The 12,597-nt window shown below is 43.1% G+C and carries 8 protein-coding genes; 7 read left to right on the plus strand and 1 reads right to left on the minus strand.

All coding sequences use genetic code 11. The features are described 5' to 3' along the window. Window positions 1–4 precede the first annotated feature (4 nt). The 7 genes from ACOOFG_RS00090 (at window position 5) to ACOOFG_RS00120 (ending at window position 9,602) form a co-directional block, all read left to right on the plus strand. Window positions 5–2,848, plus strand: coding sequence for a hypothetical protein (locus ACOOFG_RS00090; RefSeq protein WP_420421606.1), 2,844 nt, complete (start codon window positions 5–7; stop codon window positions 2,846–2,848). Window positions 2,849–2,866: 18 nt separating this feature from the next. Further along, a complete protein-coding gene (locus ACOOFG_RS00095) occupies window positions 2,867–6,859 on the plus strand; it encodes a VWA domain-containing protein (RefSeq protein WP_420421607.1) in 3,993 nt (1,330 codons plus the stop codon). Next, a complete protein-coding gene (rsmD, locus tag ACOOFG_RS00100) occupies window positions 6,856–7,431 on the plus strand; it encodes a 16S rRNA (guanine(966)-N(2))-methyltransferase RsmD (protein ID WP_420421608.1) in 576 nt (191 codons plus the stop codon). Before ACOOFG_RS00095 ends, rsmD begins: the two co-directional genes overlap by 4 nt. Before the next feature lie 239 nt (window positions 7,432–7,670). Next, on the plus strand, window positions 7,671–8,015 hold the full coding sequence (locus ACOOFG_RS00105) for a hypothetical protein (RefSeq protein ID WP_420421609.1): 345 nt from the start codon (window positions 7,671–7,673) through the stop codon (window positions 8,013–8,015). Then, a complete protein-coding gene (locus ACOOFG_RS00110) occupies window positions 8,012–8,734 on the plus strand; it encodes a hypothetical protein (RefSeq protein WP_420421610.1) in 723 nt (240 codons plus the stop codon). Before ACOOFG_RS00105 ends, ACOOFG_RS00110 begins: the two co-directional genes overlap by 4 nt. A 20-nt stretch (window positions 8,735–8,754) precedes the next feature. Continuing rightward, a complete protein-coding gene (locus tag ACOOFG_RS00115; RefSeq protein ID WP_420421611.1) occupies window positions 8,755–8,904 on the plus strand; it encodes a hypothetical protein in 150 nt (49 codons plus the stop codon). A 245-nt stretch (window positions 8,905–9,149) separates the two neighbouring features. Continuing rightward, the gene (locus ACOOFG_RS00120; protein ID WP_420421612.1) at window positions 9,150–9,602 is read left to right on the plus strand and encodes a hypothetical protein; all 453 of its coding nucleotides are present in this window, start codon (window positions 9,150–9,152) and stop codon (window positions 9,600–9,602) included. A 189-nt stretch (window positions 9,603–9,791) separates the two neighbouring features. On the opposite strand, the gene ACOOFG_RS00125 is transcribed toward ACOOFG_RS00120, so the two are convergent. Continuing rightward, entirely contained in the window at window positions 9,792–12,416 is a 2,625-nt protein-coding gene (locus ACOOFG_RS00125; protein WP_420421613.1) for a toxin-antitoxin system YwqK family antitoxin, read from the minus strand. Window positions 12,417–12,597 lie beyond the last annotated feature (181 nt).

Consider the following 12,597-nt stretch of genomic DNA (forward strand, 5'->3'; position numbering starts at 1 on the left):
CGTTATGATGTCTAGTCTGCGCCTGATAGCCTTCTCTTGTATTTTACTTGGAACAACAGCCAGCTTTGCTGCTGAACAGACCCCAACACACTCGACTCAAATTGAATCGGATGAAGAAGCATTTCTCATTCGTCGTATTGCAGAATTCTGGAAAGATGGTGATTATGGAATTGTCAAAACACAAATTCTGGATTTCTTTGATAAATACCCAAAAAGCAGACTCAAAGATTACTTCTTAGGAATCCTAGGAGACATCTACCTACAAGAAAACAACTACGAAAGTGCACTAAACTCCTACGAAGCCATCAGCAACCCCGATATCACCGAAAAAATCATTCTCAACAAGTTGCAGTGCTACTACGAACTCGATCAGTACGATCACTTAGCACTCGAAGGACGTCCCTTTATTGGAAAGGATATCGAAGCTGTTAAAGGCCGCAAAAATGAACTCTACTTTCTCGTTGCGGAAGGATGCTTCCGACAAGCTTTAAAAGAAGAAGATGCTGATCTCAAATCGAAACTTGTGCTAGAAGCGCGCTCTTACTACGATAAACTTGATAACACACCCTACGCTGAAGCATCGACTTTTTCCCTCGCTGAAATTTACGCCATCTTAGGTGAGCATGAAAAAGGTGCAGAGACTTACCTTGGTCTCGTAGAGTTACATCCTGAAATGAAAGAAGATCTACTCTTTCAAGCAGGGATTTTACAAGCACAGTTTGATCGAGCAGCTGCTATTGAAACTTTCACACAAATCCGTGAACTCGATGGAAACAAAGCAAGTGATGCCTCATTTAATTTGATTGTTCTCTTGTTTCAAAACGAAGATTTCAAGCAAGTGATCTCATCCTACGAAAAACTCGCCTCTTCAGTTCCTGAAGCTTATCAACCTACCTTTGATTTCATCGTGGGTAAGAGTTTTTTCTCAGTTGGAGATTACAACAATGCAATCGAGCCTTTAAGCCGTTACATTGAATCTCAATACGTTCCAAATGACCAACTCAAGAACGCTCTTTTGATTCAAATGACTTGCGCTCATCAAGTCGGAAATGAAGAACTGTTTAATCTTAACTTCGAAAAACTCGACACCCTCTTCCCCAACGATGCTGAAATTCCAAAAGCGCTTTTCATGCACGCAATGATCTTAAAAGAGCAAGGCGCCATTAGCCGTGCAGATGAAAAACTAAAAGAAATCAAAGACAAGTACAACAATTTTGAAGATCAAGAAAGTTTTCTTTTCGAATATGGACTTCTCGCTCATCAAAATGAACGATGGGAAGATAGTTACAAGACTTTCAAAGATTACATCGGCATGTTCCCAGATAGTCAACGTGTTGATGCAGCTTGGAAACTTTTCCTTTCATCGAGCTTAAATTACTACAAGCGCAGTGGTGAAGAAGGCTTTTATGGAAAACGCGAATTCTTCAGCGATTTAGAAAAGGTCCTCCACCACCACAGCTTCCTTACAGCAGAAGAAATGAAAGATTACAGTTTGCTTTATGCAAAAACAGCTTATGAACTCGAAGTTTACTCTTCTGCATTACATGTACTTCAAGACCACCTGTTCACAAAAGTGACAGAAGAAGGTGATCCTCTAGCGCTCGCAGAAGCTCATTTCATTGCAGGACTTTGTCATGCTGAAATGCAAGCCGACTACTCTGCGTTTTGCATGCATCTTGAGCAAGCCATGCTTCTCAACCCAGAAATGTACGACACGCCAACGACACACCTTCAGCTTTACAATGCCTACATCTCGTTAGCAGGCTACGGTGATGGAGGTAAAGCTCAAGCAGATGCTGAACAGCAAAAAGATTTTGTGACACATGCAGCAAATCATCTTCAAGAAGCAATAGATAAAGGTGAGCAAAGCATCAAAAGAGAAAATCGCCTGTGGCTAGCAAACTACTATTATCAATCAACTAAAGAGTACCTCGATGCTCACTGGACACATCAAGTGACCGATCACCCAGAGATCGCAAACGCCATCGACCTTGCTGCAGAGCACTACAACGTCCTCTTACATGATCACGGTCGATTGATTGAACTCACAGCTGACAACTTGTATTTAGAAAACGAATTTCTCAAGCTGGCAAAACTGCTTGAATACCGAAAGCAAAATAAGCAAAAGCTTCAGCTTGTTAAAAACCTCATTGAGCAACAAAGCGCTAAGCCTGAGCTCAACTGGGGTTTTCAAAAACAAGCACTGTTTGAACTTGCAAAAGTGTACCAAGATCTAGGAGACAGTGAGCGAGCTTTTGAAACGTTTAGCTTCATTCACTCTTCTTCAGAGCACTTCCCAACAAGCATGTCCAACCTGGCAACACTTGAGTCAGCCCGCCTCCACTTCAATATGCTCGAAGATGCGTACAAAACCGAAACAAATGAAGAAATTCTTTCTATTTTAAACGACTTAAAAGAGCTTCAAATTCGAAAAAACGTGACGTCTGAGCCAACACATCTAGAAGCTGCGCTTGACTACGCTAAAATTCGTTCGGAAATTGGGGACAGTGCTGAGAGAGACTCTCGCTATCTCTTTTTCCTCAAACGCATTCAAGATGATTTTAACTCTCAAGAAGACCTCGTCACGCAAGACTACCTTGTGACATTGAATCAACATGCAAAGAAAAAACAAGTGTTTGATTCTTACATGAAGTTTATCGATGCAGAAAAATATCGCTTAGAAGCCAAGCAGTTGTATCAACAAGAACGCTTAAGCGAAATGGAAGAGTTGCATGAATCTGCCCTTTCGCTCTATAGCGAAATTAAAAATGATCCTGCAACGCCAGAAGATCTTTACGTGCGGATGACAACAAGCATTCAGGAAATCAACGCCCTGAACGCCTATTAATAGAATTGGGAAAGGTGCATGAGAAAGCGTCCCTCCTCGTCTCAGAAAAGAAAGCCGCTGCTACTTACTTCGTTAGCGGCTTCTTTAACTTTGCATGCTGGAGCCCTCTACTTCCTCTTAAGTCATCCCTTTTCGTTTCTCAGCGCTTCTTCTTCCACAAAAAATGACCAAACACTCGTTCAAGCCATTGAGCCAACACTCGAAGTTGAGTTTGCCTTAAAAGAGACCCTTGACAGGCTCATTTTACGTGAAGCAGATAACAAAGTCCCATCTCACGACAGTCCTCATCTTGAATTCACCAAAACAGAGCTCAAGATCTTAACCAACTTTGCCTACGCGCCAAACATCGCCACTTCGACAACTCCACCCCCGTTCCATTTAGAAGATCCCACCTACTCCATCAACGAAAGTGAAGAGTATACACATCTCAAGCCCAGCCCCTTCGGCCCAAAAAAATGGATCAATTTTAGTCAGCGATTAGAAGTTGAAATGGTACCTCTGATTGCTGCAGGCGCAACTCAAGATGAAATGGACACTTCCTATGTCCAACCCAAACTGGAACAAGAAACAGAGCATGCCCAAATTCAAGACATCGGCAAACTCCCCATGGCAGTTCCACAAACACAAACTGAAGCGCCTTTTGCCTTTCAACTTGAGGAAAGTCCCGTCTCAGACATGATCGGTTCTGAATATGAATTCGAAAAGCACAAACCTCAAAAGCCCGAGCAAATCGAAAAACCACTTAAAGTTTCTCCACTTGCGGCAAAAACATATGACCCCAAGAAAACATTCTCCATCCCATTCGACCCCAAGGCTGAACCTCTCACAAAACAAACATTCGAACGCGAGGCGTTATACTACTTTTACGATGAAAAACTCAAAAGTTCTCCTTCACCAAAGCTTGAAGTCGATCTCACATTAAAAGCGCCCCTCTTTCAAACTCCTTTCTCTTCGCCCAAAAAACTCCTCGAGCCTCACGCTCAACCAAGCATTGCATTTTTTCAGTCGATTACCCCTTTAGATTTGAGCCCTCTTCAAGAAGAGCACTTTCTCTTTGACCCTATCCCACTTTCTGAAGAAGCCGCCCAATTGACAATCCCCCAAACACCTCATCTAAGCCAAGTTGAATCAGCACAATCTCGCCTGTCAGGGCTCGAATTTAGCCATGTAGAAGTCCCTCCGCCAACAGAGCTCGCCCAGCGAGAAATCAAATCTCCTTCTATTCCCTTAAAGAAATCGATCGGCCAAACCTTTCCGGAAAAACTTCCTGACATTCCAGAAGAAAAGCTGGCCTCTCTGTCCCAAAAGCATGATTTCCATCCAGAAAAAGAGCAGGTTCAACATCTTGACCCCTCAGAAAAATCCACCTTCCATAGACAGCAACAACTTCTCACTTTTCAGGCTTCTTTCCCATTTGAACTCACTATTGACTCTGCAACTTTAACCGCTCCACTCCTCACTCCTCCGAAAGAACCACTCACCTACACCTCCTCTGCAGTGCCCATTCCTCAATTAGGTTGGAGTACACATGCTGCTCCCGAGCAAATGGTCGCAACAGAAGTGAAACCTAAAAGAGAAGCCGTCGATCGATCCTCAGCAACCTATTCTAATGATGCACTTGCAAGTCAATTGCAACTTCCCAAGTCTGAATCCGCTGTCGCACCTGCTTTAACGTCTCAGCCAGCCTTTTCACCAAAGTACATTGCGCAAAGTTTCGATGTTCCTCAGGCTCCGCTCGCTTTCAAATCATCTGACTTAAGTTCCATCGACCTTCCTGAATTCGCACCAAGTGATGACATGCGAATTGCAGCTAGACAAGCAGAGCCCAAGCAAGAAAAAGTTCAACCTCTCGAGTATGACTCCTCTTTGGCACTCGATTTAGCCGGAACAGAATCTAAAGAAAAGCGGCTTTACAAACCGGAAGATGTCGAAGAACTCCCTCTTTCTCCCTCTCATACCGTGCGGCCCAAGCAAAAGCTTTCAAAGCACGCATCCGCCCTTGCCATTCAAAAAAAGCCCTCAATGACCGAACCATCTAGTCTTGAAAGTCAGGCTCATGCCAAAGCTGTTGAAGCTAAAGAAGAGTCTATCGCCTTTTCTTTCGACAACGCACCTGCGAAAGAACTTGCCAATCCCTCACTCCCCCGCTTTCTCATGAAACGGTACCCAGAGAATCGCATCACTTTTGATGTCACTCCCACACCTTTTTCAACCACGCCACACATTGCCCACGCTCCACCTCTTGCAGACTTTCAAAAAGCTCAGCCTAGCGTTTCACCTTCAGTCATAGAAAAACAAATCGCACTTCAAATTCCCGATCACGAACTACCTCTTGCGCAAAAAACATCTCCTACACCCAAGCCAAAGCAAGAACAAGATGTTATAGCCGCACTGCCAAAAAGAGAAAGTATTCCATTAAAGATCTCCAAACCCCGCTCTTCCAAAAGACCTCTTCTCGATCTCGATGCCGAAGATCCTGTCATGAAACAAGACAGCCTAACGCTAGTAAAAAAAGAGTTCCAAGCTGAAGAACCTCTTGCCATGCCAACACTTCCCTATCTCAAAGAAAAAAGAGTGGCATCGAGTAAGGTTCCCTTTAAACCGACCAAAGCTTTAACAGACCTTCCCAGCCCCGAAACATTCATCTCACTTGTTCCCAGAAGTGAAGCTTTCCCCAACACCAAGCGGATACTTTCTAAACGTCCCATTCCCCATCGCGAACCACAAAAAGATGTCCAAACAAGCTACACTCTAACGCGCAACGTTAAAGAAGTTGAAACAGAAGATATCCAATCGCAAGCAAAAGAACTGATTGAAAAACACTACAATGAAACACTCGCGCAAAACGGCTCCGTAAATGTCTCCAAACCTGAGTTGAAAAAACCACTTACCGAACAAGACTATCACACCATTAACGAAACACACCGCTTTACACAAGGTTACCTTTCAGAAATTCCAGAAACAGCCAACCTCGACACTGTTTCTTTCCAAAACGATTTTGAAACAACTGTGACTTATGTCAAAAAACCTGACGGCAAAGGATACCACTTCGCCCTTAAAATCAAACCCAACGAAAAGCTCTATTTTGGCTCTCCTGAGCAAAACTTTATCTTTGTAGTGGATGGATCAGGAACCGTTCAAAAACACCGTTACAACACGTTTAAAGACGCTGTCGTCAAATCTTTATCGTACATGCAAGAAGGAGACACCTTTAACATTCTCGTAGCCGATTCTCAAATTGCAGCGATGAATGACAAGCCTATCATTTGGAGCAAACAAGGAATCCGCAAAGTCCGCAGTTACCTTCAGTCTCGCACTTACCGCGGTTACTTCTCAAACTACGATGCATTCGACCTCTTAAAAAGAGCCTCAGAGTACTTTGATCCGAATAAAGAAAACATCGTTATCCTCATCACGGATGGCCACTCTCTTGAAACGATTTCTAAACACAAAGAGTCATTAAGAACTCTCGCCGAAAAAAACAAAGGCCACTTTTCCCTTTTCACTGCATGTGCAAGCCAAGGCAACAACATCGCCATGCTCGACCTCATCAGTACCTTTAATAACGGCGAGTTCATGTACTCACAAACCAACGCCGCCTTTCCCCGTAAACTTGCCGTCTTAGTCAAACACATTGAAAGTCTCATTGCAAAAGACATCCGCATTCACGTCACCTCAGCCGATTCCAAACTCGACGTCCAGTTTTATCCCAACCAAGAAAGCTACCCCTCACTCTATGCCGACCAACCCTATACCCTTTACGGCTCGATTGACAAACTCGAAGACTTTGAACTCATTTTGCAAGGACGTGCAGGTGACAGTTGGATCAACATCAAACAAAAAGTCTCCTTCCATAATGCCAAAGAAGCCGGCTACAAACTCAAGCGGAACTTTGCTCTTCAGCAAGCCTATGTTTGCTATGACTACTACCTTAAGCAAAACGATCCCTTCTTCCTCTCTGAAGCCGAACGGATTCTTTCACCCCACTCAGTCTCTCCAGCAACACGATGAGAATCGCCGGCGGCAAATATAAAAACCACAAACTGATCACCCCCAAAGGAAACGCTACGCGCCCCACCTCGGAAAAACTCCGCCAAACTGTTTTCAACATCTGCCAACATACCATCGAAGACGCCACCTTCCTCGACGTCTTTGCCGGATCCGGCGCCATGGGCCTTGAAGCCCTCAGCCGCGGCGCCTCCCACGCCACCTTCCTCGAAAAAAACCGCCTTGCCCTCCAAGCCATTCACAAAAACCTCACCAATCTCCAACTCTCAGACCACGCCACCGTCCTTCCCGGCGACGCCCTCCTTTCCCTCAAAAAGCTCGCTCAAAAAAACGCCTCTTTTGACCTTATATATATAGATCCTCCCTATGGCCAAAAGGTCCCTGGCTCCTCCCAAACCCTCCTAGATGCCACCCTGGCCTTTATCGACACCTCTAACCTTCTAACTCCCAGTGGGATCCTCTTCCTAGAGGAAGCGACCGCCCCCACAGTCGCCCTCACACATCTCACCCTAGAAAAGCAGCGTCCCGTTGGCGACAGCCACCTCTACCAATACACACAAGCCACTAACTATTAATTATTAAAATAATAGTTTTAATTGGTTCAGATGGACAACTTTCTTTGGGGGAAATTCAATGGCATTACATGCATTTCAATTTCTAACCCACTTCTGCGACCCTATTTTAACCTGAACTATAAAATTAAAATTTAGATTATAAGTTATTGTAAATTAAAATTATTGTTTTAGTTTTGTTAAATTAAACATTGAGTTATAATAATAATCATATTTGAAAAAAAAGGAAATAAGGGGAGATTATGAGCACTAAAAGTCTAGGCTCTTTTTGGGCCTCAACATTTAGCCCAAGCGCAGCAACCAAACCACCCAGCTCAGCAGTCAAGCAAACAAACGGACAAAAATTTGATCAGCTTTGCATAGATCTAGCAGATCACCTACCTAAAGCACATGCCCAGGACAATAGTTGGCCTCATCTAGTCAAGCTCGAGAAAGTTCTTGAGCCTTTACAACAAACCATGCCAAGTGATGCATGGAATAAATTGGATCGGCAATTTAAAGACGTTCTCAATCACAACGGTATTGACTATTCAAAAGAGGCAAACCTACCAACCGTTGATCAATGTTTAGATAACCTAAAGAGTTGAACCACCGTGATAACCCAGAGACACGCTTTGAAGTTGCACTTGCTGAGTACAATCTACACAAAGCAAGGCTACATGATGGGAAAGGCGCAACAGTTGAAGAACGTGCCTACGCTAAGCTTTTAGACGCCCGAAATCAACTGCGCTTCAAGATTCAATTCGAGAGTCCAGAAACTCCAGACTACAAACTTCTTCTACATGAAGGGACGGTCATTCCTTATGGATTAGAAGAAACAGTCCAAGCCTATACTGATGCGCTTGACGCTCACGGAAACGAAGTCATGAGTTGGGTGACTCATGATGACAATAAAAATAAGAGCTCAAGCCGACTTCTAGAACAAGCTAACTATGAAATGAGACAACCCAAGAGAGATGCCTTTATTTACGAAGGCCGAGTTGAGGTTTTAGAAGGACGGGTTGGACTTATTGCAGAGGAAATGCACAACGGTTTTCAGACCTTGTTTGCGACTTTTAAAAATACTGTAGAGCCTCAATACAAAACTCTAGATCAAGAAATTAACCCAGAAAAATACCAAAAGGGTGTGTGGAACTCTCTTTGCTTCCGTCTTAACAATATTTGGAACTCATTATTTGGACGCACCCCCCCCCCGCACACGCTAAAGCAGGCCTGCATAGCACTCTTGCTGGTTTGTCAAAAATACATCAACCTCATACGACCGCTGATGTTCAAAAATTTATCAGAGAGTACGACAATAAGGTAGACACGATTACAGGTGATGACATGGAAGGCGTGAGAAACTCACTTAAAGCCGCCAAAACAACCTTCATGGACTCACTCAATGAAGTCTTAGGAGGAGAAAGTAGCGATCTCTATTTTGGAGAGCCTGAAGCAAAAGCTGCTAGACCAAAAACATTTACACATATTAGATAATAAACGTCATCAGGTCGCCTGACATTCGTCAGGCGGCCAACTTTCTTAAATCATTCACAATACGCTACTTAAGTTAAAAAACACAAATTCTAAAACGCCATTCAACCTGAAAAAAAAATAACACAAATTACTTGATATCAAGTATTTAAATAAATATTTAACAAATTATTTAAAAATAATAATTTATATGTTATAATTTATATTTTAGAATTCAGATGTTTCTGGGGAAAGGAGAAGTAAAAATTATGTCAGCATCACAAGTTACGAAACCAAACACAGATTTCTGGTCTCAAGCCGAAAAAGCCTATAATGATGTCACAACAAGTCGCCCTTGGCGGCACACTGTTGGGCGTATTTCATGTGCAGTACGCATACCATTCTATGCACTTGCAGCAATTTTTCAAGTTGCAAAAATGGCAATTAAGTTTTTACCTGCCATCCCATTCACCATCATCGCATGCGCAACAGGAACAAGAAAGCTAGATAGTTGGACATTCAAAGGGATCGCTTTAGATGGGGTTGTGGCATTGAAGTTTTTAGATAAAATTGGAAGCTCTGCCATAGGAGTCATCTGTGCTCCTCCAAAAAATATAACTCATTTGCAGAAGCTCTTGCAAGCGTTGGAAAGTTCGCAATACTTGGAAAGCATCAAGATGTCTGGAAAATTGCAGAAAAAACTTCTATTCCTCCCAGCCTAGGAGATATTGCGTTTCGAATACTTTGCTCAAGAGCAGCTTATTCTAAGATCATTATTCAACAAGACAAAATCTATGATATGGAGCCAGGCTGTTACGGCTTATACCGAACAGTAGAACTTGAAAGTTTAGAAAAAATTAAATCTGCATAAGATATCAAACCCTGGCTGCGCTAAGCGCAGCCAGATTTTCTTATTTAACTTTCACACCATTTTTATAGAGCGTCTCTGTGAGAGACCCGCTGGTATCCCAGCTCTTTTTGATGCCGTCGAGTTTGCCATCGACGTAATTTTGTTCGAGGCGTGGGTTGCCATTGTCGTAGAACTTCACGAATCTGCCGTGCTGCTCACCCTTTTTGTAACTGGCTTCAAAGATCAGCACACCGGTTTGGTTCCAATGCTGGGCAAGCCCTTCTAGCTCTCCCTTTTTGTAGCGGTAGACGCTATTAAGGCGGCCATCTTCAAAAAAGGACTTCTCTTCACCTTCTTTGAGATCACTTGTAAAACTCACCTCTTTGTAAAGCTTACCAGAGGGATAAAATTGCTCGGATAGGCCTTCACGTTTGTCTTTTTTGAAAGTGAGTTTAAGAGCTGTTTTTCCATTGCGATGGAAAAGCTCTGCTGGTCCTTCTTTGATGCCAGCTTTATAAGTGGTAAAGCTAATGAGCGCTCCACTTGGATCAAATTCGCTTGCTTTGCCATCAAGTTGGTTATTTTTGTAGTTGGCTTCGATCGCTTTGACCTTTTCGCCATCTGTGACATCTTCAGGGTAATAGATGTAGTGAGGGCCTTCTTTACGATTGTTTTTGTAGTGGTAAACCACTCCGCGTCCTTCAGGGTCTTTTTGGAAGTGGCGACCTTCGAGTTTTCCCTTAAGGTATTTCGACTCTTCCAAGATGTTCCCGTTTTCATCCCACAGTCCTTTTAAACCATGAAGGTTGCCATTGTCGTAGGAAATGAGGGTTTTTGTCGTTCCTGAGGGGTAGAAGGTCTTTTGCTCGCCATCCATCTCGCCTTTATCATTATAGTGATAAATACTGGCAACTTGATGCTTATTCTCTGTTTCAATGTGGGGAGGAAAGAAGTCTTTATGGGTGCCGACAGGCTTACCTTTTTTGTAAGTACGGATAAATGCAAGTGTCCCATCTTCGAAGTACCCTTTTGCTTCTCCATCTAAGAGATCATTGCGATAGGTTTCAATCAGCTGCGTATGCTTATTTTCGTAGTAGAGTTCATGCAGTCCTTCTTTTTTTCCAGCAAGGTAGTGCACAACTTCTCTTTTTTCGCCGCCTGGAAAGTAGGCGACATGAGTTCCAATCGGCATATCTTGATCGTAGGCACCCTCGAAAATAAGAGTCCCTTGTTCATTCCACATCCGATGTGTACCGTCTTTTTTTCCGTTTTCAAAGCGGGCATCTAGGCGGCTTTTTCCACTTTCAAACCACTCTTTTTGGATGCCATCGTAGAGGCTGTTTTTAAAGTTCTTTTCGGTTTTTTTAGCGCCAGATACATACCATTCTTTAAAAGCTCCCTCTTTGTTGCCTTTGTCAAAGGTTCCTTCAAACGAGAGGTTTCCATTCTCATGCCATTCTCGAAATGTGCCATGTCTTTCTTGATTGACGTAGTAGCCTTCAAAGTGCTTATGGCCATTCGCGTAAAATTCTTGTTGCCTGCCTTCGAACTCTCCATGGTTGTAATTGCAGTCCATGCGAGGAGTGCCGTCTTCATACCATGTAGAAAATGGTCCTTCGAATTTTTCGTCTTGATCAATCGTGTATTCGGCAACTTTTTGACCGTTTTCCGCAAACTCCCGAACGGGTTCCTTAAGAACACCTTTTTTATCGAAATGTGCGAGATAGGAGTAAGTTCCATTGTCGTGCTTTTTCCAATGCTTTCCAACTTTTGTGCCCTGAATGTACTCTCCTTCACCTTGGAGAGTTCCTTTGGTGTCAAAGTATTGTTCCTTCCCATGAATTTTCCCTTCTTCATAGTGAGCAACGTACTGTTTGCGGTCATTGGTGTGATACCTCACATGATTTCCATGAGGCTTTCCATCGCGGTAGTCTTGAATCTCCAGAATCGAATGATCTTCTGTATAGAGGATGATGGCAGGTTGGCTTCTTTCTGAATGGAGTTTTCCATCTTTGTAAAAGCGGTTCGCTCGTTCTTTTCCATTTTCATGCCACTCGATTGCTTTTCCATGAAGTTCCCCATTTTGGTAGGAAAAAAGGGCTTCTTGCTCACCCGATTCGTAGTAACGGGTGAAGTCTCCTTCAAGTTTACCTTCGAGGTAGTTTCCTTCAGCTAGAATTTGTCCATTTTCATGATACGAAAGGATCTTTCCGTGAGGAATGCCATTTTTATAGTGGGTAAGATGTTGCAGCCGCCCTTTTGTGAAGAAGATTTTTAGGGGGCCATGAAGAAGCCCATGATCATAATAACCGACCCGTTCGATTTCTCCATTTTCGCGGAAGCGAACGCTCACTCCATGAGGGACGATGGTTGATTTCCACGCTTCATATCCCGGCGATTTTTCATCAACCGTGGCTAAATCTGTTTCTTCTAGAGGGCGCCCATTCTCATGAAAATGGATCCGTTTGACGGCTTGTTCTTCGCCTTTTTCACCTTCGTCGTAAAAGATTACAAGACGGGGTGAACCATTTGGAAAGTGTTCAAATACGCGGGGACGCCATTCTGGCAATCGAGCTTTGAGTTCAGTTTGAATCGGTTGCACTTCCTGCTGCTCGGCTGTGTTTCCATAGGCACAGGTCATAAGTGTCATCACACCAAGTAATAAAGTAGCCGCCTTTTTCATCATGCTGTTTCCTCTAGAATTTTCTTGTCTAAGTGAGTCATCATACTCTCTTTCTATAGGGATGTAAAGAGAGGTTTTTTACCAAAAAATCAGGGGTTTGGATATATTGATGATGAAAATTCAATATTTTCTGAAGATTGGAGGGAAAAATCTTCAAATCCTAACAGATTTTTTAAGTTTTTTA

It is taken from the genome of Simkania sp., assembly GCF_965215465.1.
Taxonomy (GTDB): Bacteria; Chlamydiota; Chlamydiia; order Chlamydiales; family Simkaniaceae; genus Simkania.

What these genes read in the sequence shown, in the direction of transcription:
- ACOOFG_RS00090 (WP_420421606.1), top strand. Translation starts at nt 5, where the DNA reads ATGATGTCTAGTCTGCGCCTGATAGCCTTCTCTTGTATTTTACTTGGA.
- ACOOFG_RS00095 (WP_420421607.1), top strand. Translation starts at nt 2,867, where the DNA reads ATGAGAAAGCGTCCCTCCTCGTCTCAGAAAAGAAAGCCGCTGCTACTT.
- rsmD (WP_420421608.1), top strand. Translation starts at nt 6,856, where the DNA reads ATGAGAATCGCCGGCGGCAAATATAAAAACCACAAACTGATCACCCCC.
- ACOOFG_RS00105 (WP_420421609.1), top strand. Translation starts at nt 7,671, where the DNA reads ATGAGCACTAAAAGTCTAGGCTCTTTTTGGGCCTCAACATTTAGCCCA.
- ACOOFG_RS00115 (WP_420421611.1), top strand. Translation starts at nt 8,755, where the DNA reads ATGGAAGGCGTGAGAAACTCACTTAAAGCCGCCAAAACAACCTTCATG.
- ACOOFG_RS00120 (WP_420421612.1), top strand. Translation starts at nt 9,150, where the DNA reads ATGTCAGCATCACAAGTTACGAAACCAAACACAGATTTCTGGTCTCAA.
- ACOOFG_RS00125 (WP_420421613.1), bottom strand. Translation starts at nt 12,416, where the DNA reads ATGATGAAAAAGGCGGCTACTTTATTACTTGGTGTGATGACACTTATG.